This window comes from Sporomusa termitida (assembly GCF_007641255.1).
In the GTDB taxonomy this organism is placed as follows: domain Bacteria; phylum Bacillota; class Negativicutes; order Sporomusales; family Sporomusaceae; genus Sporomusa; species Sporomusa termitida.
On record NZ_CP036259.1, the window covers coordinates 4885361 to 4906512 of the forward strand.

At 51.7% G+C, this 21152-nt stretch carries 19 protein-coding genes; 10 read left to right on the forward strand and 9 right to left on the reverse strand.

All coding sequences use genetic code 11. From position 1 onward, the window contains the following. Positions 1-349: 349 nt before the first annotated feature. From SPTER_RS22575 to SPTER_RS22595, 5 genes are all read left to right on the forward strand, one after another. Positions 350-913 carry a tryptophan transporter gene (locus tag SPTER_RS22575; protein WP_144352440.1) on the forward strand — a complete coding sequence of 188 codons (564 nt, stop codon included), beginning with the start codon at positions 350-352 and terminating at the stop codon, positions 911-913. A gap of 3 nt (positions 914-916) precedes the next feature. Further along, complete coding sequence (locus SPTER_RS22580) at positions 917-1780, forward strand: energy-coupling factor ABC transporter ATP-binding protein (RefSeq protein WP_144352441.1); 864 nt, start codon at positions 917-919, stop codon at positions 1778-1780. After that, a complete protein-coding gene (locus tag SPTER_RS22585) occupies positions 1773-2606 on the forward strand; it encodes an energy-coupling factor ABC transporter ATP-binding protein (RefSeq protein ID WP_144352442.1) in 834 nt (277 codons plus the stop codon). Before SPTER_RS22580 ends, SPTER_RS22585 begins: the two co-directional genes overlap by 8 nt. Continuing rightward, positions 2599-3270 carry an energy-coupling factor transporter transmembrane component T family protein gene (locus tag SPTER_RS22590; protein WP_144352443.1) on the forward strand — a complete coding sequence of 224 codons (672 nt, stop codon included), beginning with the start codon at positions 2599-2601 and terminating at the stop codon, positions 3268-3270. Before SPTER_RS22585 ends, SPTER_RS22590 begins: the two co-directional genes overlap by 8 nt. A 351-nt stretch (positions 3271-3621) precedes the next feature. Then, positions 3622-4854 carry an LL-diaminopimelate aminotransferase gene (locus SPTER_RS22595; RefSeq protein ID WP_144352444.1) on the forward strand — a complete coding sequence of 411 codons (1233 nt, stop codon included), beginning with the start codon at positions 3622-3624 and terminating at the stop codon, positions 4852-4854. Positions 4855-4964: 110 nt separating this feature from the next. On the opposite strand, the gene SPTER_RS22600 is transcribed toward SPTER_RS22595, so the two are convergent. After that, positions 4965-6056, reverse strand: a complete 1092-nt coding sequence (locus tag SPTER_RS22600; protein ID WP_246105403.1) for an efflux RND transporter periplasmic adaptor subunit — start codon at positions 6054-6056, stop codon at positions 4965-4967. Between the two features lie 127 nt (positions 6057-6183). On the opposite strand from SPTER_RS22600, the gene SPTER_RS26005 reads away from it, so the two are divergent. Then, positions 6184-6825, forward strand: coding sequence for a M23 family metallopeptidase (locus SPTER_RS26005; RefSeq protein ID WP_144352446.1), 642 nt, complete (start codon positions 6184-6186; stop codon positions 6823-6825). 6 nt (positions 6826-6831) lie between these two features. On the opposite strand, the gene SPTER_RS22610 is transcribed toward SPTER_RS26005, so the two are convergent. Further along, positions 6832-7713 (reverse strand): LysR family transcriptional regulator, encoded by an 882-nt coding sequence (locus SPTER_RS22610; protein ID WP_144352447.1) that lies wholly within the window; start codon positions 7711-7713, stop codon positions 6832-6834. A gap of 130 nt (positions 7714-7843) precedes the next feature. On the opposite strand from SPTER_RS22610, the gene SPTER_RS22615 reads away from it, so the two are divergent. Next, on the forward strand, positions 7844-9241 hold the full coding sequence (locus SPTER_RS22615; RefSeq protein WP_144352448.1) for a sodium:solute symporter family protein: 1398 nt from the start codon (positions 7844-7846) through the stop codon (positions 9239-9241). Between the two features lie 372 nt (positions 9242-9613). After that, a complete protein-coding gene (locus SPTER_RS22620; RefSeq protein ID WP_144352449.1) occupies positions 9614-10897 on the forward strand; it encodes a dicarboxylate/amino acid:cation symporter in 1284 nt (427 codons plus the stop codon). Between the two features lie 40 nt (positions 10898-10937). On the opposite strand, the gene SPTER_RS22625 is transcribed toward SPTER_RS22620, so the two are convergent. After that, complete coding sequence (locus tag SPTER_RS22625) at positions 10938-11843, reverse strand: LysR family transcriptional regulator (protein ID WP_144352450.1); 906 nt, start codon at positions 11841-11843, stop codon at positions 10938-10940. Between the two features lie 228 nt (positions 11844-12071). Here SPTER_RS22625 and SPTER_RS22630 point away from each other — a divergent pair, with 228 nt between their 5' ends. Next, positions 12072-13409, forward strand: coding sequence for an aspartate aminotransferase family protein (locus SPTER_RS22630; protein WP_144352451.1), 1338 nt, complete (start codon positions 12072-12074; stop codon positions 13407-13409). A gap of 13 nt (positions 13410-13422) precedes the next feature. Next, on the forward strand, positions 13423-14241 hold the full coding sequence (locus SPTER_RS22635; RefSeq protein WP_144352452.1) for a beta-keto acid cleavage family enzyme: 819 nt from the start codon (positions 13423-13425) through the stop codon (positions 14239-14241). 151 nt (positions 14242-14392) lie between these two features. Here the strand turns inward: SPTER_RS22635 and SPTER_RS22640 are convergent, their stop codons facing one another. From SPTER_RS22640 to SPTER_RS22665, 6 genes are all read right to left on the reverse strand, one after another. Continuing rightward, positions 14393-16015 carry a mannitol dehydrogenase family protein gene (locus SPTER_RS22640; protein ID WP_144352453.1) on the reverse strand — a complete coding sequence of 541 codons (1623 nt, stop codon included), beginning with the start codon at positions 16013-16015 and terminating at the stop codon, positions 14393-14395. A gap of 90 nt (positions 16016-16105) precedes the next feature. Continuing rightward, a complete protein-coding gene (locus SPTER_RS22645) occupies positions 16106-16828 on the reverse strand; it encodes a GntR family transcriptional regulator (RefSeq protein ID WP_144352454.1) in 723 nt (240 codons plus the stop codon). 202 nt (positions 16829-17030) lie between these two features. After that, a complete protein-coding gene (locus SPTER_RS22650; RefSeq protein WP_144352455.1) occupies positions 17031-18050 on the reverse strand; it encodes a zinc-binding alcohol dehydrogenase family protein in 1020 nt (339 codons plus the stop codon). 28 nt (positions 18051-18078) lie between these two features. Then, positions 18079-19359, reverse strand: a complete 1281-nt coding sequence (locus SPTER_RS22655; RefSeq protein ID WP_144352456.1) for a TRAP transporter large permease — start codon at positions 19357-19359, stop codon at positions 18079-18081. Then, positions 19359-19907 carry a TRAP transporter small permease gene (locus SPTER_RS22660; RefSeq protein ID WP_144352457.1) on the reverse strand — a complete coding sequence of 183 codons (549 nt, stop codon included), beginning with the start codon at positions 19905-19907 and terminating at the stop codon, positions 19359-19361. Before SPTER_RS22660 ends, SPTER_RS22655 begins: the two co-directional genes overlap by 1 nt. Before the next feature lie 31 nt (positions 19908-19938). Continuing rightward, complete coding sequence (locus SPTER_RS22665; RefSeq protein WP_144352458.1) at positions 19939-20976, reverse strand: TRAP transporter substrate-binding protein; 1038 nt, start codon at positions 20974-20976, stop codon at positions 19939-19941. Positions 20977-21152 lie beyond the last annotated feature (176 nt).

The window sequence follows — 21152 nt, forward strand, 5'->3', positions numbered from 1 at the left end:
GGAAAGTACACACGGCCAGAGAGCCGCAGCGAGCCAACGGTAGTGGGAGTTTGGCGCTGCTCAGCCTGTCGAATGGGCCTGGGAGATGCAGTCTGAGCCGCGATCAGCGGGGTAGGCACTGACGGGTTACTGCCGCCGTTATCAGGGAGCAGGTATCGGGCTGGTTTGCCCTGTACCCAGTTAAGCCGGGCCGGAGTATATATCCAGCCAATCAGGGTGGCACCGCGGGTTATCCCCGTCCCTTAAGTCATACAGTACCTGTATGACTTAAGGGACGGGGTTTTTGTTTTAGTTCTGAGATGTTACAAGGACAGCTAACCTTACTAAGATAAATAAGGAGGAGATTAATGTGGAAAGCAAACAGCAACAAGAATTAATTATCGTCCAAACCGGGCAGGAGGGCCGCTTCCGCTGGGTGGCAGTGACTGCCCTGCTGCTGGCTATTGGCGTTATATTAAAAATCGTTACCCCTTCGATTGCCGGTATTACCCCCAACTGGCTGATTGCCATGTATTGCATTGCCATTAATCTTACCCGGGTCGGCGTTAAACAGGCGGCCGGCATTGGTTTGGTAACAGGCGCTATCTCTATTCCCATCTCCAAGGCGGCGTTGCCTTACGCTAATTTCGTCAGTGAGCCGGTCGGTGCCGTTGTCTGTGCGCTGCTTGTTCATACCTCACTCAGTCTGACGATCGGCAAAATCAACCTGCGGCCGGCCATTACCGCCGGGATCAGTACTGTGGCCAGCGGCTTTACCTTTATTACCATTCTCAAAGTTGTGCTGTCCTTGCCAATGGCGGTGTATCTCTATGGCATGATGCCTGTTGTTTTGACAGTGGCCGCAATTAATATGGTAATTACCCAGCTCTTATATTTTCCGGCAAAAAGGATGTTTGGCGGCAAGGAGGCGTAGTCAATGGCAGCTGTGGAATTTGAAAATTTTTCTTATGCTTATCCTACCGGTGAGGTGGTGCTTGAACAGGTATCCCTAACGGTTGCCAAGGGTGCATTTACTGTAATTACCGGCCCCAGCGGCGCTGGTAAGACGACGCTGGCTCTGGCTGTTGCCGGGGTTGTACCGCATTATTTTGGCGGGCGGCAGGGCGGGAAGGTATTAGTTGGCGGCGTCAATTCGTCGCAAAGAAGTATGGGGGAACTGTCTGAACAGGTTGGTACAGTGCTGGCAGACTATGAAAGCCAGCTGGTCGCGATGACCGTGGCGGAAGAAGTGGCTTTTGGTCTGGAGACCTCCGGTCTTAGCCGCAATGAAATCAAGCAGCAGGTAAGCGTAACACTGGCCAAGGTAGGGCTGGCCGGGCTGGAAGAATGTCAGGTAGCCGGGTTGTCCGGCGGGCAGAAGCAGCGGCTGGCTATTGCTTCGGTCTTGGTGATGTCACCGGCTATCCTGGTGCTTGATGAGCCGGCATCGGCCCTTGATCCGGAAGGCGCGGCCGGGATTTATGAACTGTTGTATGACCTGAATTGCCAGGGAACAACGGTAATTGTGGTTGAACACCAGCTGGCCCGGATTTTGCCCTATGCCAGCCAGGTTGCCGTGCTGCAGGGCGGCAGCCTCGAGTTCACCGGCGATGTAAGCCAGACGCTGGCGTATATGTGGCAGCAGCCTGAGCTCAAGCTCGGCGTACCGTCTTTATGGGCCATAAAGCTGACGCTTGAGCAGGAAACCGGGCTTAGCCTCGGGGCCTGGAAGACAGAGCGCCAGGCAGCCGAGGAACTCAACCGGCTTACTTGTATAAAAGGGGTGGCCAGAAGTGCCTGAATTACTTCTGAACATGAAAGATATTGAATTTACTTATAGCAGTGGCAAAAAGGCACTGGCTAAGGTTGATTTTACTGTGACAGCCGGTGAATTTGTGGCTCTGGCCGGGCGCAACGGCAGTGGCAAAACAACGCTGACCCGGCTGGCCATGGCCCTCTTAAAGCCAGGCAGCGGCAGTATACACCTGCGGGGACACAACACGGCCGCCATGACCACGGCCGACATGGCCCGCAGCATTGGTTATGTATTCCAAAATCCGGATAGACAGATTTTCCGGGACAGTGTGGTGAAAGAAGTGGCTTATGGGCCTGAGCAGCTGGGGTTTGCCCCGGCTGCCGTCACCGAGTCGGCCGCGTGGGCACTCGCCGTGACCGGCCTGACTGAACTAGCCGGCAGTTTTCCCCGCACGCTCAGCCGGGGCCAAAAGCAGAAAGTGGCAATCGCCTCCGCCATTGCCATGCGCCCGCAAATGCTCATTCTGGATGAGCCGACAAGCGGCCAGGACCCCTGGGAAGCACAAAGCCTGATGGAACTTTTAACCGAACTTAATCAGCAGGGGATTACCATTATCCTGGTTACCCATGATATGGAACTGATTAGCCGGTATGCCGTCCGGGCGGTTGTACTGGAGCAAGGCCGCAAGGTATTTGACGGCCCGCCGGCAGAACTGTTTGACGGCAGTCAGGATATTGGCGCCTGGGGGCTGATGCCGCCGTCAGCCCTGGCTTTAAGCCGTCAGCTTACCGGGATGAATGCCCGGAGTGCCGATGAATTGGTGGAACAGCTTGCGGCGGCGATAAAACGCAGGGGGGAGCAATATGCCTAAACTTGCACCGCTTACCAAACTTATTTTAACAGCGGCCGTGTCGGTATGGGCACTGCTGGTGCCGACACTGGCCGGCCAGGCTGCCCTGGTCGGCGGGCAGCTCCTGCTGTTTGTGCTTTATCGCCTGTCAGGCAAACACTTTACAGGTGCCCTCGGCTTAGCTGTTTTTGCTATCATGCTGGCCGGGCTTCAGTATGTATTTGGCAGTACCGTCGAGTTTGCCCTGATGACAGGGCTTAAAATGTTGGCGATGTCGCTGATTTTTATATTTTTATTGGCAACTACCCGCCTGCAGGATTTGACCGCTGCTTTAGTCAGCCAGTGCCGGATTCCTTATGAATATGCGTTTATGTTTACCTCGGCGCTGCGTTTTGTACCTGATTTTCTGGCGGAAAGTCAGGCTGTCCGTGAGGCCCAGGCTTGCCGGGGCTATGTTTTTCGCGGCAATCCCCTGAAGCGGCTGCGGGACTATGTTGCGATCGTTGAACCTCTTGTCCTGCGGGCCGTGTCGCGTTCCGAAACCATGGCGATGAGTCTGGAGCTGCGGGGCTTTGGCAGCCGGGGCCGCCGGCAGTTTACGGCCGATGTAACGCTGGGGCCTGCTGATTTTGCTGTTATGTTCCTGATGCTGGCCCTTACAGCCGGGCTGGCGGTTAACCGGTAAATTGTTCGTTGCTGCCACCAGGTTGCAAAATACGGTGGCAGCAGCTTTTTTTTTGCCTGACCATGAAGGAAAAAAATATATATAGCAGAATATAATACCAAATATCAGTTACTAGTATCTTGCGTCACTTAAAATTTGAGATTAGCTAGCAAGGATTTTTTCGCCCTGCTAGGCGGAGGAGCCGCGCATATCGGACATATGTAAGGCGACGACAACGACGCAGGACGGAAAAAGACTGCTATCTAATCCAAATAGTTAGGTGACGCAAGGTACTAGCTGCATTGACGCTGGTATTTTGGGGAATAATTTAAAATCTGCCAGATGATTTAAACAAGAGAGGAGTTTCAAAGCATGGCCGTAATTAATGAAAATTATCTAAAATTGCCTGGAAGCTATTTGTTTGCTGAAATAGCAAAGCGGGTCGCAACATTCAAAGACGATAATCCCAAGGCAAATATTATCAGACTTGGGATTGGTGATGTGACCAAACCCTTGCCTGAGGCGGTAATTAAAGGACTGCATGCTGCGGTTGACGAAATGGCTGATGCCAGAACCTTCCGCGGCTATGGCCCGGAGCAAGGCTATGCCTTTTTGATAGAAAAAATTATTAAAACCGACTACGAGACACTGGGCGTAACCCTTGCTGTTGACGAAGTTTTCGTAAGCGACGGCTCTAAGAGCGATGTCGGCAATATCCAGGAGATTTTCGGTGTTAATAACAAAGTGGCCATTACTGACCCGGTATATCCAGTGTATCTGGACACCAATGTTATGGCTGGCCGCTCCGGTCAGCTCAGCAGCGGCAAATTTGCCGGTGTAACCTATCTGACCTGCAATGCCGGCAACAATTTTATCCCCGCCCTGCCTGAGGAAAAAGTGGATATTATTTACCTCTGCTATCCTAATAATCCGACCGGCACCACCTTGTCCAAGGCCGAATTGAAGAAATGGGTCGATTATGCCAAGGCCAATGGGTCCATCATTCTTTATGACGCCGCTTATGAAGCCTATATTCAGGAACCGGGAGTGCCTCATAGTATTTATGAGATCGAGGGTGCCAAGGACGTGGCCATTGAGTTTAGAACCTTCTCCAAAAATGCCGGCTTTACCGGCACCCGCTGCGCCTTTACGGTAGTGCCGAAAAGCGTTATGGCCTTTACTGCCGATGGCAGTCAATACCCCTTAAACAGCCTGTGGAACCGCCGTCAGACCACCAAATTTAACGGTGTCCCCTACATAATTCAAAAAGGGGCCGAAGCCGTATATACTCCGGAAGGCCAACAGCAGATCAAAGAGCTGATCAGCTATTACATGGCTAATGCCAAAACCATCCGCGACGGCTTAAAGAGCATTGGCCTGGATGTTTTCGGCGGGGTCAATGCTCCGTATATCTGGCTTAAAACACCCCAAGGCTATGACTCCTGGTCCTTCTTCGACAAGCTCCTGACAGATGCCCACATCGTCGGTACCCCGGGCGCCGGCTTCGGTCCGGCCGGCGAGGGTTATTTCCGGCTTACCGCTTTCGGCAGCCAGGAGAGTACTAAGGAAGCGATTGAGCGGATTAAAGTCAAGTTAAGTTTGTAAGCAATAATAAAGTGAGATTATCCACATAACGTGGGTAATCTCACTTTTTTACGGTACAAGCCGACGGCAGTAAACTTCAGCTCCAGAGCGGTCTTGCGCCTGAGCTATGATTATTGAATTACGGTGATGGCAGCACCATCGCTTATTTCGTCCGCAGGGGCAGCTATAACCATACTTTCCGGCGGGAGGGCGGAGGTTATTTCTGTTAACTCGCCGCTTGTTTCCCCCGTTGTTATTTGCTGGCGCACCGCTTTGCCGTTGGCCGCGAGGTAAATAAAGCTTTGCCCCTGATCGTCCCGGACTATGGCGGAGGAGGGAACGGCAGGTACGGTGGCAGCGGCGCCTGTGTCGATGCGAACCGTAACCGACATGCCGGGCTGGAGTAAGCCGGCCGGGGGCGGGGTGAGAGCAAGGTGGGCCAGGAAGGCCGGGATTTGGTTGTCTGTGACTTGGGGATAGATGCGGGCAACCTGCCCTGGTATTGGCTGTTGCCCGGCCTCTACCGTAACCGGTGTGCCTAAATGGACCAGATACAAGTCATTCTGGTTAAGCTGAACCACAACCTCCACTTCCTGGCCACTCCCTAAAACGAGCAGCTGTTGCCCGGCCTGCACCGTTTTTCCGGGAACAGGCAGACCGGATACGATGCCGCTGACCGGGGCGTTGAAGGTGGTGCCGGCAGCCGGCAGTGTATTCGGCGACGCGGTTACACCGGCTTTCGCCTGTTGGAGTTTGGCAGTGGCAAGCTCCAGCTGCCGCTTGGGGATTGCCCCGATTTCGTATAGTTTCTGATCACGGTTAAATTCTCTCAAGGCCTGTTCATAATTACTCTGGGCGTCCTGCCCGGCTGGCGCTGCTGCCGGTTCGGCCGCTGGCCGGAGCTTAAGCAGCGGCTGGCCGGCTTTAACGGCCTGGCCTTCTGTTACATATAGCTCACTGAGGTAACCGGCGAGTTCGGCAATGACCGGGACAAGGGCCGTGGTTTCGACCGTGCCGGGCCGGACGAGCTGGATTGACTTATTTATCGTACTAACAGGTACCGCTGTTAGGCTGGCAGGCGGGCGGGGAGGCAGGTACTGCTGCAAAAATGAGGCCGGCAGCAGATTGCAGCTGCTTGCTGCCAGGAGCGCCAGGGGAAGCAACAGGGCACTGAATACCGTGAGCAGGCGATACTTGCGGGAAAATTTTTTCACACAGATCATCTCCAGTACTGATTGACTAGCACCGATACTATGTTCTCACTTTTCCCCGCTGGCGTCAAGTGTTGCCGCCAGGGTGGACTTTCCGCTATAATATAGAGAGGCTGGGCCTGTAAGGGGGAAAGAACATATGCGCATTCGACAAATGATAAGTGCTAGTAAGCGGAAGGCCGGCAAACGGTGGATAAAACATATTGCTGTCAGATGGGTGCTCCCGCTGGCAGTGGTATTTAGTATAGTTCTGGCAGGCCGCGCGGCCAATGATCAGCAGCCATTAAGTGCTGTCAGTGGGCCGGCAGTAGGGGTGGAATCTGACCGGTATAGTGGCGGCAGGCAGGTCGAGGCTGTTGAAAGCATGGCGAGGAGTAATGACCGCTTAGCGAATAAGCCTACGATTTGGCCAACAAGCGGCGCCGTTACCTCCGGCTTTGGCGGCCGCAGTTCGCCGGGGGGCATTGGCAGTGAAGTGCATCCGGGCATTGATATTGCCAACAATGCCGGTACACCGGTGGTTGCTACCGCAGACGGCGTGGTTGCCCGCAGCGAGTGGTCTGACGGCTATGGCAATGTTGTTCAGATCGATCATGGCGAGGGTATTTCGACCATTTACGGTCATAATTCACGCCTGGTGGTAACTGTTGGGCAAAGGGTCAGCAAGGGCCAGATTATTGCTTATCTTGGCAGTACCGGGAAAAGTACAGGGCCCCATGTTCATTATGAAGTCAGAGTAAAGGGGACGGCTGTGGATCCCCTGCGCTTTTTGGTGTTATAACTATTTTTATCCCTGCAGGGAAGTAAATAAGGATAAAAAATGCCGGGCCGTTGCGGAGAGAAAGCGGTTGCGAACCCAGATGAGGGCCGCCGCTGTTTCCAGGGCCGGGTTGACGATTACTTTGGTCAGCAGGTCGGCGCTGGGCACGAGACTTACGGCCGAGCGCGGGACGACGGCTATACCGATAGCGGCGGTGGCCCAGGCTAACAGGGGCAGAACATCGTCGCTTTCACAAAGAATTTCAGGTGTAAAACCAGCCTGGTGGCAGTGCTCGGTTAGCATGTGTTTGTATTTGCGGTGAATCATTAACGGTTTACCCGCCAGCTCGGCCAGATTAACCTCCGGCTTATCGCCGTCGCCAAGGCTGCTGTAACCGGACCGGAAGGCAATAATAAGCGGCTCCTTGGGCAGTTCAATCGATTCATAGACTTCCGTGTCAACCGGAACCCGTACCATGCCCAGATCAACGATGCCTTTGTCCAGCAGCTCGGTAATCCGCCGGCTTTCCCCCTCCCGCAGGCGAAAGCGCACATGGGGGTAGCGGTCCCGGAAGGTGTGGATCAGATCAGGCAAAAGTGTGACCCAGGAGGAGGTAACGGCGCCGATTGACAGGGTTCCGCGCACGCCGGTGTCAAACTCCTTTAATTCCCGGATGGTATTAGTAGTTAATTCCAGTATCTGCTCCGCCCGGTGCCGCAGCAGATTGCCGGCTTCGGTGACTTTTATCCGGCGCCGGCCCCGTTCAAACAGCTGCACGCCAAGCTGGGCTTCCAGTTGTTTCATTTGCCTGCTTAGCGGCGGCTGGGCGATATGCAGCCTCTTGGCGGCTGCGGTGATACTCCCCTCTTCGATAATAGCCAGGAAATACTGCATGTCTTGAAGATTCATAATGTCCTCCGGCATACCTGAACGGTATAGTTAGTGGTTGTATTTAGTATTTTACGTATGGTAGTAGACTTGTTACAATCATACGCAAGAACTATGCTTGTCGTCAATGGTATTTCAGCGGAGGGTTACTATGAATTTTACTACGATACACCTGGTGGGCTTTTTGGTTACCATTATAGCCGTGTTTGCGGTTGGTCTTTATTCGGCGCGCCGTGTACAGTCGGCAGAAGCATTTAGTCTTGGCGGGCGTTCCGCCGGACCGGCCCTGGTATCGGGAACTATTGCCGGCACAATTATTGGCGGTGCCGCTACCATCGGCACGACCCAGCTGGCCTATTCAGCCGGCTTGTCAGCCTGGTGGTTTACCCTGGGGTCCGGTATCGGTTTTTTAGTGATGGGTTTTTTTTATGCCAGCCCCTTGCGGAATACCGGGCTGGAGACGATCTCGCAGTATCTTGTCCTGAACTATGGGCGGCCCATCGGGCCTTTGACAAGTATAATTTCCTCTGTCGGCATTTTCTTCAGCATCGTGGCCAGCAGTCTGGCCGGCATTCATTTGTTGACAACCCTTTTTGGGCTGGGGTCCTGGCAGGCGGCCGTGGTTACCGTGCTGCTGGTAGCGGCTTATGTTTTCTGGGGGGGCCTGCAGGGAACCGGCCTATCGGGGCTGATGAAGGTGGGCATCATTTATGTTACCCTGTTTTCCGCCGGCTGGTATGCCTTGCAGTTTTTGCAGCAGATGCCAAGCCTGACTGCCGTGTTTCCCTCGCCGGTATGGTTCAGTCTGTTCGGGACTGATATCTGGGGCGGGCTGGGCAATGTGTTTTCACTGATTGTCGGCATTATCTGCACCCAGACCTATATCCAGGCGATATTTGCCGCCCGTGACTCGCAGACGGCCCTGATCGGCACCTGTACAGCGGCAGTGATAACCATTCCGGTAGGCTTGCCGTCAGTGGCCATCGGTATGTTTATGCGGGTTAACTATCCCGATATTCTGCCGATTGACGCCTTGCCGATGTATCTGCTGCACCATATGCCGGCCTGGCTTGGCGGTATTGGTCTGGCCGGGCTGCTAATCTCGGTAGTGGGCTCAATTGCCGGTCTGTTGCTGGGGATTGCCACGATGGTAGCCCGTGACATCTTTCATGGTGTGTTTGGTGTCAGCGGCAACCGCAGCTTACTCTGGATTAACCGCGGCACAATTGTCGTAATCGCGACTGGGGCCATGCTGACAGCACTGGCTAATCTGCAGTCCTTTGTGTTAAGCTGGAATTACCTGTCCATGGCTTTGCGGGGGGCGGGCGTATTTTTGCCGCTCACGCTGGCCGTGTTTTTGCCGGGAGTTTTAAAGCGTAAGTGGGCGATTTCTTCCATGCTTGTAAGCACACTCTTCTCTATTGCCGGTTATTCTCTGCTGGCACTGTCGGTCAATCCGCTATATACAGGAATAGCAGCAAGCTTGTCAGTCATTTTGGCAGGGAGCTTTTTTTCCTGGTTTACCCAGCGGAAGCACATACTGGAATAGGTTGGACTGAGAACAGCGGATAAAGAGCTTGGCCTGTATTCTGGGGCCAGCTCTTTTTTGCTGCCCGGTCATAGGTTAGCCGTCATCTGGCGGCGGGATGATCACCACTAATGATAGCTGTGATCATTAATGGTGATTTTTAATAATGATCAGGGCGTGTTATACTGTGCCCAGAGAAATTTTCATACTTGCGTTTGCTGTCCCGGGATTAGCAAACGTCAATTTATAAGTAGTCAAAGCAGACTCTTTCATTGTGAAAGGGTCTTTTTTGTTTAGAGGCAGATGCGGCTGCCGGGGGGTGATGTGCGCTTGGGGGCGTCCAAAAGGCCGGATTATGTAATTAAATCTTAAATTATGAGAGGAGTTTGGAAGATGAGCAGCATTCAATGTCAGGAGCCTGTAAGTAAAAAGCAAAGGGGTTTCTTTGACAAACTGGAGGCCAGGGTTCCGTTGTGGCAGCAAATGATAGCGGGGTTGATTATCGGCGCCATAGTGGGAAATTTCTGGCCAGATTTTGGCAAAACACTGGCCCCGGTGGGAACAGCATTTATAAAATCCATTAAGATGATTATCATTCCCCTGGTGTTATCGGCGGTCACTTTGGGTATTTATCATATGGCCAGCGATATGAGGCAGTTGGGGAAGATGGCATTTGTTACTTTCTCCTGGTTTTATATTGCTACCGGCCTGGCCTCGTTGCTGGGGATTGCTCTTAATCAGGTTTTTCATCCGGGAATAGGGGTAGAAATGGCGGCCACCGGTGTAATCCCCAAAGATTTGGCAACATCGATTAATTGGGTGGCGTTTTTCTTAGATATGATTCCTGATAATGTTGTGGCAACTGCCGCCGCCGGCAAAATTTTGCCCTTTTTAACCTTTTGCATTGCCTTGGGGGTGGCTCTGGGGACGATGAAGGACAAAGCCAAGCCAATTGTCGATATTCTGGACACATTATTTGAAGCGACAATAAAAATTGTCAATGGTATTTTACGGGTGACGCCAGTGGCAGTGGCCTGCATTATTGCCTGGGTTTTTGCCTCGCAGGGCAAGACGATGCTTATTGCTTTATCCAAGTTAATCTTCACTTTATATGTGGGACTGTTCGTCTTTGGCGTAATATTTATGGTACTGGTTGCCTTGCTGGGCTATAATCCGATTAAAATGGTAAAAACAATAGCCGATGCCTTATTGTTGGGTTTTGCCACCTGTTCTTCCGAGCCGGCCTTACCCATCTTGTTAAAACAGCTGGAAAAGATGGGTATCCCTACTAAGATACCGGCTTTTTGCCTGCCGCTGGGCTATACGTTTAATCTTGACGGGTCGGCTTTATATCAATCGCTGGCGATCTGCTTTATTGCTGATGCTTATGGCCTGGAGCTGACAATGCCGGCCCTGGCGACTATTCTCATTACCACTCTGATTGCCAACAAGGGGACGGCTAATGTCCCCTCAGCTTCCCTTGTCGTCATGGCCGTTATCCTGACTACGATTGGGCTGCCGGCAGAAGCGATTGCAATTCTTGCCGGTGTGGACCGCCTTATGGATATGGGCCGGACGGTCGTCAATGTATTCGGCAATACCTTTGTCGCTTTGCTGCTGAACCGGTTTTTCGGCAACCCCGACGCCCCTAAACAATTCAACTCCATGCAAGCCTAACCTGCTGAAAAGAGGCCATGGAATTTATGGGCATGACCTTTTACACGGCATCTCTGCTGTCAGGTGAGTAGGGATTGGCGCCGGCCAGTTCTATAAAGGCCCGCATCGCCGGTGTCAGCCATTTCTCACGATGGTAGATTAATTGTGTCCGTACCTTAAACGCCGGTCCGCACCAGTCCAATTCAAGCAGGTTATTGCGATCGATATCGTCGGTGACCGCAATTTTCGGCAAAAACGCAATCCCTAACCCACAAATAGTACACTGTCTGATCGCACCGATGCTGGATAGTTCCATAACTGCACCAGGTTTGACCGCCTGCTCTTTAAACATGGCCAGAATTAAAGGCCGGTAGCCGCAGCCGGGCAATGTCGTTATCAGGCAGTGACCGGCCAAAGCCTGCGGGGTAATTTTTTTCTGCCGGGCCAGCGGGTGAAAGGGACTTGCCACTGCTGTCAATTGTTCGTCGTGTAATGTTCGTACCGTCATTTCCGGGGCTTTGACTGAATCGGTCAGCACTAAGGCCACATCGATGGTGCTGGCCTTGATTAATTCGAAAAAATGCTCACAGCTTTCTGTCTGTACCCGGATCTCGACCTGGGGATAAAGTTTGCGGTACTCAGTCAGAATTTGGGGAAGCCGGTATACGCAAACCGTTTCGGCGGCACCAATATTCAGGACGCCGCGGACAACCTGCGGCAAAAACTCGCCCTTGGCTTTGGTGCATAGATCAAGAATATGTTTTACATTCTCAAGAAATTTTTGGCCGTCGTGCGTGAGCTGGATACCACGGCCCATCCGTTCAAATAACTTCACCTGCAGCTCGTCTTCAAGCTGACGGATTTGCCCGGTGATGTTGGACTGGGCATAACCCAGTTTTAGGCCGGCCTTGGTAAAATTAAGTGTCTGGGCCGCAGCGTAAAAAATTTGTAATTGACGTAGTTCCATATTCTGCTGCTCCTTTCTAACTATCTCTATAAATGATTAATAGCATATAAAATAATCATTATTTTAATTAATAGTTTCATGATATACTATTGCCGGAAATTAGTCTATATACTGCGCACTAAAGTATTTAAACAAGGCCGAAATAATGTTACCTGATTGCTGTTTTTGCATACTCTTGCTTGCAGAGTATAAAGTAATTAAAGCTAAAAGAAAAGGGATGAGGAGTAAATGAGTAATGTGTTTTATCGGGCGGTAAATAAAGAGTACCTGGAGGTCGACTACGGGGAAGGCATTTATTTGTATGATACTGCCGGTAATAAGTATATTGATGCCTGTGCCGGTGCGGCTGTGGCCAACCTTGGGCATGCCCACCCGGGGGTGCTGGCGGCGATGGCCGAGCAGGCCCGGAAAGTGGCCTTCAGCCATTTGTCCCGTTGGACATCAAAGCCTATTCAGGAATTAGCGGATCTGGTAGCGGCGTTGGCACCGGCTTCTCTGAATAAGCTGTATTTGGTATCCGGCGGCTCGGAAGCGACGGAGGCAGCCCTAAAAATGGCCCGTGGTTACTTTGTAGAACGGGATGGACAGAGCGCAAAATACCGCATTATTTCCCGCTGGAAGAGCTTTCATGGCAATACAATCGGCTCCCTGTCAATGACCGGTGATAAACGCCGTAAACAATACACACCCTTGCTGCTCAATTTTCCCCATATTGCCCCAGCCTATTGTTATCGCTGTCCTTTCGGCAAATGCCAGGAAACCTGTCAGGTGGATTGCGCTCTGGATTTGGAGCGGGCCGTTAAAATGGAAGGGGCCGAATCTGTTGCCGCCTTTATTGCCGAGCCGGTGGGCGGTGCAGCCTGCGGCGCGATTGTCCCCCATAAAGATTATTTTAAAATTATCCGCCAGATTTGCGATCATTATGATATCTTGCTGATTGATGACGAGGTAATGGCTGGTTTTGGCCGCACCGGCTCCATGTTCAGCATTGCCGACTGGGGTGTGGTGCCTGATATGATTTGTGCCGCCAAGGGGATGAGTGCCGGTTATTCTCCCCTGGGCGCCGTAATCGCCAGGCAGGAGATCTACGATGCGTTTAAACAGGGGTCAGGCGTGTTTGTGCATGGCCACACCTATGGCGGCAATCCCTTATCGGCGGCAGTCGCACTCGCGGTGGTTAAAGCTTTGGTTGCAGACAACATCGCAGAAAACTCCCGGACCATTGGTGACTATTTACTGGCTCAAATGCAGGCGAAATTATTGCCGTTCGCTTTTGTTGGCGACGTACGGGGCAAAGGCTTGTTGCTTGGCGTTGAAATTGTCAGGGATAAAAAGACGAAAGAGCCGTTTCCGGTGGCGATGGGTATGGCTGAAAAGCTGGCAGTCGCGTTGCTCAGACAGGGGGTAATTGTCTATCCGGGCACAGGCAATGCGGACGGGGAAAACGGGGACCAGTTTCTGCTGGCGCCGCCGCTCATCATTACCAAAGAGCAGGCCGATGAGCTGATTGCCGCCATGGTGGCCGGGTTTAGAGAATTTGAAAAAAATATAGGCCAGTTTAAGTAAAAGGGATGAGCATATGGAAAAATTAATTATTACAATTGCCCCGACCGGCAATGTGCCAACCAAAGCTATGACACCTTATGTCCCGGTAACGGCGGCGGAAATAGCCAAGGATATTATCGCCTGCTATGCAGAGGGGGCTGCTGTTGCCCACATCCACGCCCGGGATGAGCAAGAGCAGCCTACTTGTGAGGTTGCCTGTTTTGCCGAAACGGTGAAGCTCCTCCATGCGGCCGGCTGCCCGATTATCAAACAGCTTTCCACCGGCGCCCGGGGCGGCAAGACTGGTGAAGCCCGGGCCGAGCCGCTGACGCTGAACCCTGAATCAGCCAGCCTGGCGACAGGGTCTTCTAATTTTCCGGCCAGTATTAACGCTAACGAGCCCAGGCTTATTGAATATTTGGCAAAGGTTATGCTGGCTAAAAAAATTAAACCGGAAATTGAAGTGTTTGATGTGGCGATGATTAACAACGCCGTCAGCTTGCAAAAGGCCGGGCTGTTGCGAGGGCCGCTGCTATTCAACCTGGTCCTAGGGGTAAAGGGATCTTTGCCGGCTACTGCGAAAAATTTATTTTTTCTCATTGACAGCTTGCCGGCTGATGCTGTCTGGAGTGTCTCTGTTATTGGGCCGCAGCATGTCAATTTGTCAGCGGTGGCGATCGCTTTAGGCGGCCATGTCCGGGTCGGAATCGAGGATAATGTGTATTATACCAAAGGGGTTTTGGCAACGAATCGTGCTTTAGTTGAGCGGATTGTCACAATCGCCAAAAGTATTGGCCGGGGGCTGGCAACACCGGCAGATGTTAAAAGAATCTGGGGGATTGCCGCCTTGTAGTCTGGCTGGAACCTTCGTCCCTGTGTCTGGTTGGAGGCTGGCCGAAAACCAAAAGAGAGCTTGCTGCACAAGTAGTGGCAAGCTCTCTTTTGGCGTTTCGGCCAGGGCCGTGGTTATTCAGTCTGGTTGCGCCGGCGTACAGGTGATGTAATTAATCTGTCGGCAAATATTTTTGTAGTACGGACCTTACGGCGCCGGTTCCCGCTGTCATTTCCGCAAAGTAATGTTCGATTTTTTCTCCCAACCCTATTTCATACAGGTTAATGCCAAACAGGTCCTCGCGGCCGAGGAGCGGGTGTAAAGCCTGGCCGGCACCTTCAGCTTCACCTAGCCGGATACCGGCAACGGCCGCTGCCAGGCTAGCCAGCAAAGGATCAGGGCTTAAACTCATGGGCCGGCCCTGATCGTCGACGCCCAGCAGATAGCGGCACCAGCCGGCAATAACCAGCGGTATATAGACAAGACGCCGGGGATCTAAATCCGGCTTCAGGGTATAGGCCTTAATTGTTTCACCAAACCGCACGCCTACCTTTTGGGAGGTGTCGGTGGCAATGCGCTGGGGCGTATCCGGAATATAGGGATTAGGCAATCTTACTTCAATGACTTCCCGGATAAAGGCCCCCGGGTCCATAATCCCGGGCTTCATCACTACCGGCAGCCCTTCCTGATAGCCAATTTTTTCCACTAATTTTTTCAGCTGCGGATCTTTCATTTCATCGGCAATTAAAGTATACCCCAGTAGACAGCCAAAAATCGCTAATGCCGTATGCAAGGGGTTTAAGCAGGTGCCTACTTTCATTTTCTCGACCAGATCTACTGTTTGCCTGTCGGTGAAAAATACACCGGCCTGTTCCAACGGCGGGCGCCCATTGGGAAATTTATCTTCAATAACCAGATATTCCGGTTTTTCCGCATTGACAAAAGGCGCAATAAAGGTATTTTTGCCGGTGCAGATAATATCTGTGCTGCTAAAACCGGCTTCCTGCAGGGTTTTCTGAACCCCTGCGGCCGGCCGGGGGGTAATTTTATCAATCATGCTCCAGGGGAAAGATACTATTTGCGGATTGTTAAGGTAAGTAAGGAATCCTGTTTCAGCCAGCCCGTTTTCTACCCATTCCCCGGCAATTGCCGCCATGGCGTTGTGAAGTTTGTCGCCATTGTGAGAACAGTTGTCCATACTAACGAACGCAACCGGCAGGGCGCCGCTCCGGTAGCGTATATAAGCCAGGGCCGTAACTTTAGCCATAGCACTTCGTGGCTGCTCCGGGCCGTTGGCCATGTCTGCCAGCACGTCGGCGGCATAAGTATCGCCACCAGCCTTCAGATTATAGCCTTTTTCAGTTATGGTAAAACTGACAATTTGCAAGGATGGTTTGGTAAATATGGTTGTTAGCCGCTGCCAGTCGTCTGCCGCTGCCGGATCGCCGACTAAACCTTCGCTGATACTGGCAACAAGCTTTTTTTCCAGGCTGCCGTCAGCATTCATAATTGCCAGTAAGCCCAGATTATCATAAGGTGTATATATTTTCTTTATTATTTCAGCATCGTAGGCTTCGACAGCAACGATTCCGGTCTGGGCCTGGCCTGTATTTAAAAGCGTTTGCTGCAATACGGCAATAAATCCGCGGAAGATATTGCCGGCGCCAAAATGTACCCAGGCCGGATTTTCCCGCGTCAGGACAAGCATTCGGTCATAATCAAAATTTATATTTTCTATGCCGGCTTGTGTCCAGGCGGTATTATTTTTTATCGAACTTCTATGTAAACTTACCATATTAAGCTTCCTCGCCTCCGTTAGTATCCGGTTTCTTGGTATATTCCAGGTTCAGGCGGTGAATCGGTGATCAGCGTCTGGCGATGCAGATTAAGGTTTTGAACGGCCGGTTATATTTACAGAAACCGTTTTTAGGGGCAGGAAATAGTGCTCATATTGCTGACGCAGATAAGCAAGGTCAACGACGACTTTATTTAAATGAATGTCAATTGTGGCCTTTGCCAGTCGTGCATCTTTCGCTCTTATGGCCAGCAGCAGGGTTTTATGCTGTTGAATCAACTGGTCCCAGTCATAGCCTACAGCTAAATTGAGCATTCTGACCCGGTTATAGTGCGCATTCATCTGCTGCAGCATAAACCAGATCCGCGCTTTCTTACAGCCTTTAAAAATGGTACCATGCATACTTTCGTCAAGCTCGAAAAATTTAAGATAATTTTTTTCATTTATACACAATTCCTGGAGAGTAACGTTGGACTGTAGCTCAAACAGAGCCTCGCCGGGGAAAGCCCGGCAGGCCTCCTGAATAACTTCCCGTTCCAGTGTTTCTCTGGCAAATTTCGATTCTTCGACCTGATCCGTGTCGATAAGGGAAACATAAGTCCCTTTTTGGGGTACAATATCCAGCAGATTTTCCTGAGCCAGCTTGATAAATGCTTCACGGACAGGAGTACGGCTCACCTGCAAATAGTCTGCGATCTCCTGCTCGGAAATGCTTTGCCCCGGTGGCAGCGTTAAATTAACTATATTTCCTTTTAGTAATCTGTATACATATTCTCTGGCCGATTCCTGCGGAAACCGTTCAATTATGCGCAAGTTCTCACTTAACTCCTTTCACTGTTTTTCTTACATGGTAACATAGTCTTCTAAGGGCGTAAACAGCGTTTATCCACATTGCCCTGCATAGCCTGCACCAGTGCCATACGCTATGCAGGCAGACTAATAGTTGACGTGGACCTGTGACGCATAAATGAATTCGCTGGCCCCAATTTGTATTAGCTGGCCCGGTAATAAGAGCTTAGTCAAAAACCAGGACAATCTTTTGTATGGCGGGGTCTTTGGCGTCAATCATGTCGAAGGCTTTTTGCGCATCAGCGAAGGGGATAATATGAGATACTAAGCCGCTAAGGTCCAGTTGCTTGTTGCGGTACGCTGCAATGACCTCGGCAAATTTATGACATTGTAAACGGGAGCCACGAATATCCAGTTCCTTGGCGGTAATTTTTAACTGGGCAACTGGCGAAGGCTGGTCCAGGAAGGCCATGGTGATTACCCGGCCGGCATTACAGGTGACCTCGGCCAGCTGTGCTAAAGAGTCGGCCACACCGGCCCCGTCAATCGAAACAGTCGGTCCATAGCCGCCAGTCAGCTTGCGAACTGCGGCAATCATATCCTGTTGGCTGGCATTGACGGCATGATGAGCCCCTAGCCTGAGGGCTTCGTTCAGCCGCTCTTCCACGATGTCAGCCACAATAACCGTGGAACCGGTGAGCTGAATTGCCTTAATTAAGCTTTTTCCCAGCGCTCCGGCCCCTAAGACCAGCACCGTATCCTGGGCTGTAATCTGGGCCCGGGCTTTAGCCTGAAAAGCAATGCTGAGCGGTTCAATCATAATGGCATCAGCAAACGGCAGCTCTGGCGGCAAAAGATGCAGGGCTGCCTGATCTGCCACCATATATTCGCGGTAGCCGCCATCGACGTGCACACCGCGTACGTTAAGGTGACAGCAGACATTAGGGCGTCCTATGCTGCAGGGGTAGCAATGACCGCAGCTGATAACCTGGTCAATGATGACATGGTCGCCAGTTTTCACCCGGTTGACACCAGGGCCGGTTTCGGCCACCACCCCAACCACTTCATGGCCCATAACGCGCGGGTAAGTGGCAACCGGTGAGGTTCCATGATAAATATGGACGTCAGAGCCGCAAATACCGGCTGCCTTTATTTTTACCAGGACATCGCCGGGACTTTGCAGTGCCGGTTGCGGTACGTCGCCCATCACAAGCTCTAAAGGCTTTTTCGTTAATAATTGTTTCATTCTACAGTCTCCTCCCGGGGCACTCAGGTTATCTTGTCAGCCAGTTCAGCGGGGCAATGACCAGCGGTGGATACAAAATCATCAGCAGCAGCAGGATGCACTCCACAATGAAGAAGGGAATGATGGCTTTGACAATGGCTTCCATGCTGATTTTGCCTGCCCCGCAGGCTACATTAAGCACTGTTCCCACCGGTGGTGTAAGCAAGCCGATCACATTGTTGATAACGAATATAAGCCCAAAGTAGACCGGATCAATGCCTGCCTGGCGCACAATCGGCATCAGTACCGGTGTCAGAATAAGAATGGTAGGCGTCACATCCATAGCTGTACCCACCAAAATAACAACAAGGTTAATAATCAGCATGAGCAGAATCGGACTATGCATAAATGGCTCTAAAATCTCGGAAACAAGACCGGGAATATTGCCAATTGTCATCAGCCAGGAAGAAACCATGGCCGCTGCCGCCAGGAACATAATAACACTGGTCATTTTGGCGGAAGAGGCCAGGCATTCGAATAAGTCCCGGAAAGTGAGAGCCCGGTAAACAAAGGTGCCGACAAATAAAGCATAGGCCACGGCCACCACACCCGCTTCCGTGGGGGTAAAAATACCGCCGCGCATCCCCACCACAATCAGTACTGGCATGAGCAGTGCCCAGAGCGCCTTACCTACCGCCTGGAGCATTTCCCGGCCGCTTTTGCGGGGCAATACCTGCACCTTGTCCTTGCGGGCCACCCAGGCCCAGGTTGCGGCCAGCGCCACTGAAATATACAAACCGGGCATGATACCGGAGATGAACAGCTTGCTAATGGACACGCCTGCGGTTACGCCAAAAATAATCATTGGCACGCTGGGCGGCATAATCGGCGAAACTATGTTGCCGGCAGCCACCAGGGCGGTGGAGCGGTTGCGGTCATAGCCGGCATTTACCATCATGGGTATGAGAATGGCGCCCAGTGCCGCCGTACTGGCCACCGCTGAACCGACCAGGCTGGCAAACATAACAATGGCTAAAATTGCAACATAGCCAAGGCCGCCGCGGATGTGTCCCACCAGGGCCAGGGCCGCATCGACAATACGCTGGGTAAGGCCGCCACGGTTCATTAAATCCCCGGCCATGACGAAAAAGGGCACTGCCATCATGGCGAAGCTATCGGCGCCAAGCATAAGATTTTGCGCAATAATCTGGGCATCGAACACATCAAGATAGAACATAAGGCAAACGCCGCTGAACAGCAGTGAGAAGGCGATTGGCACACCAATGGCCATGGCAGCACAGAGTGAGACTAAGAAAATGAACATGGACATTAGGATTTTTCCTCCTCTGACTGCGCTGTCTCCACCAGCATGTCTTCTTCAGACTCGTGCATTTTAAGCAACCGCTTCAGGGAACCGGGTATAAACAGAGCCTTATAGCAGTTACTAAGCACATTTACGGCAATGCAAAAGCTGGTTATCAAACCAATTCCATAGATCAGGGTAAGCGGGATATTGGTTGCAGAAGCTTTGCTGTCAACATTGAGCAGGGTAAGCTCCCAACTGCCCTGGAAAAGCAATACCATTAACAACAGAATCAGCACTTGTCCGCAGAGATAGCCGGTTTTCTGGAAAACTGGCGGCAGGCGGCGGATAACGGTGTCAACACCGAGGTGCGTATTGTCGCGCATGGCGCCGATAGCACCAATATAAATAATCCAAACAAACAAATACCGTGCCATTTCCTCTGACCAGGTAATACTGGAATTGAAAAAATACCGCAAAATAACATTCATAAATACCAACAGTATCATCAATCCCAGCATGGTTGCCATGAGTATTTCCACTATTTTAAACAGCTTATCCAGAGCACGGGACATAACTATTCCTCCTAATCGCTTCCCCGGTTATCTAATTTTTTACGTCTCTGATTCGCCGCACCATATCCTCGGCCCAATCATATTTTTGATAAAGCTTTTCATAAACAGGCTGCATCAGCGTGATCAGCTGCTGACGGGTGGCGGCGTTAGGCGTAGTGATCTTAATGCCGTGCTCTTGCAAAAAATTCTTGTCATCAGCGATACTTTTGGCGTACGAATCCCAGGCCTCCTGCGAGGCTTTGAGCGCGGCCTTTTCGATAAGCTCAACCAGTTCCTTGCTCAAGGAACTGTATAATTTATTACTGGCCAGCAGTTCAATTGTAGTGATCATATGATTTGATTCAAAAATATCGCTCTGTACTTCATACCAGCCTTCATTGCGAAAGGTGGAAAGCGGATTATCCTGACCGTCCACAACTTTTTGCTCCAGTGCTGTAAATACCTCGCCCATCGGCATGGGGGTAACATTCGCACCCAGGAGGCTGCCGACCTGAATATGAATAGGGTTGTTGGGCATTCTCAGGCGTAAGCCTTTAAAATCCTCCAGGCTGGCGATAGTGCGATTGCTGCTGAATACGCGCACTCCATTCGGATACCACCCCAGAAAATGCACTTTCGAAATCTTCTCGACGTCGGCCGCCATTTCCTCGCCGATTTTTCCGGTATAAACGGCGCGGGCGTGGTCAAGATCACGGAACAGGAACGGCCAGTCGGGAATTGACATTTTTCCCACTTCGTTCCACATAACAGTACCTACCGCGCACATTTGCAGATTGCCATTGCGTACGCTGTCATACAGCTCTTTTTCCCCGCCCAGGGTGCCGCCTTCGTAAACCTCGACTTTTAACGCTCCGTTGGAGCCTTCCTCAACCATCGGTTTAAATGTTTTTGTCAGAGCCACCGTTGCCGGGTGGGTTGAGGCCAGGGTGGAGCCGACCCGGATTACCACCGGATTTTTACTGGTAGCCTCAGTGCCTTTTGTACCTGACCCGCCGCAGCCTGCCAGTAATAGCGTAGTTAAAGCCCCTGCCAGTAATACCTTGCTAATTTGCCTGATCTTTTTATTCATAAATTAACAGCCTCCTAACCTTATCATCAAAATTATTTGCGCCTATAAGCCGGTTCTTCGCCTGTGCACGTGGTGTGCCCGAATTCCCCCTCTCAGAGACATTGTAATCTTGTTTTCGGCGTTGCTTCCCCCTTCCCTCCCAGGCCGGCCGGCGGCCGGCTGTTCATTTGGCCCTT

Coding starts and splice junctions, on each gene's coding strand:
- SPTER_RS22580 (WP_144352441.1), top strand. CDS start 917: ATGGCAGCTGTGGAATTTGAAAATTTTTCTTATGCTTATCCTACCGGT.
- SPTER_RS22590 (WP_144352443.1), top strand. CDS start 2,599: ATGCCTAAACTTGCACCGCTTACCAAACTTATTTTAACAGCGGCCGTG.
- SPTER_RS22595 (WP_144352444.1), top strand. CDS start 3,622: ATGGCCGTAATTAATGAAAATTATCTAAAATTGCCTGGAAGCTATTTG.
- SPTER_RS22600 (WP_246105403.1), bottom strand. CDS start 6,056: ATGATCTGTGTGAAAAAATTTTCCCGCAAGTATCGCCTGCTCACGGTA.
- SPTER_RS26005 (WP_144352446.1), top strand. CDS start 6,184: ATGCGCATTCGACAAATGATAAGTGCTAGTAAGCGGAAGGCCGGCAAA.
- SPTER_RS22610 (WP_144352447.1), bottom strand. CDS start 7,713: ATGAATCTTCAAGACATGCAGTATTTCCTGGCTATTATCGAAGAGGGG.
- SPTER_RS22615 (WP_144352448.1), top strand. CDS start 7,844: ATGAATTTTACTACGATACACCTGGTGGGCTTTTTGGTTACCATTATA.
- SPTER_RS22620 (WP_144352449.1), top strand. CDS start 9,614: ATGAGCAGCATTCAATGTCAGGAGCCTGTAAGTAAAAAGCAAAGGGGT.
- SPTER_RS22625 (WP_144352450.1), bottom strand. CDS start 11,843: ATGGAACTACGTCAATTACAAATTTTTTACGCTGCGGCCCAGACACTT.
- SPTER_RS22630 (WP_144352451.1), top strand. CDS start 12,072: ATGAGTAATGTGTTTTATCGGGCGGTAAATAAAGAGTACCTGGAGGTC.
- SPTER_RS22635 (WP_144352452.1), top strand. CDS start 13,423: ATGGAAAAATTAATTATTACAATTGCCCCGACCGGCAATGTGCCAACC.
- SPTER_RS22640 (WP_144352453.1), bottom strand. CDS start 16,015: ATGGTAAGTTTACATAGAAGTTCGATAAAAAATAATACCGCCTGGACA.
- SPTER_RS22650 (WP_144352455.1), bottom strand. CDS start 18,050: ATGAAACAATTATTAACGAAAAAGCCTTTAGAGCTTGTGATGGGCGAC.
- SPTER_RS22655 (WP_144352456.1), bottom strand. CDS start 19,359: ATGTCCATGTTCATTTTCTTAGTCTCACTCTGTGCTGCCATGGCCATT.
- SPTER_RS22660 (WP_144352457.1), bottom strand. CDS start 19,907: ATGTCCCGTGCTCTGGATAAGCTGTTTAAAATAGTGGAAATACTCATG.
- SPTER_RS22665 (WP_144352458.1), bottom strand. CDS start 20,976: ATGAATAAAAAGATCAGGCAAATTAGCAAGGTATTACTGGCAGGGGCT.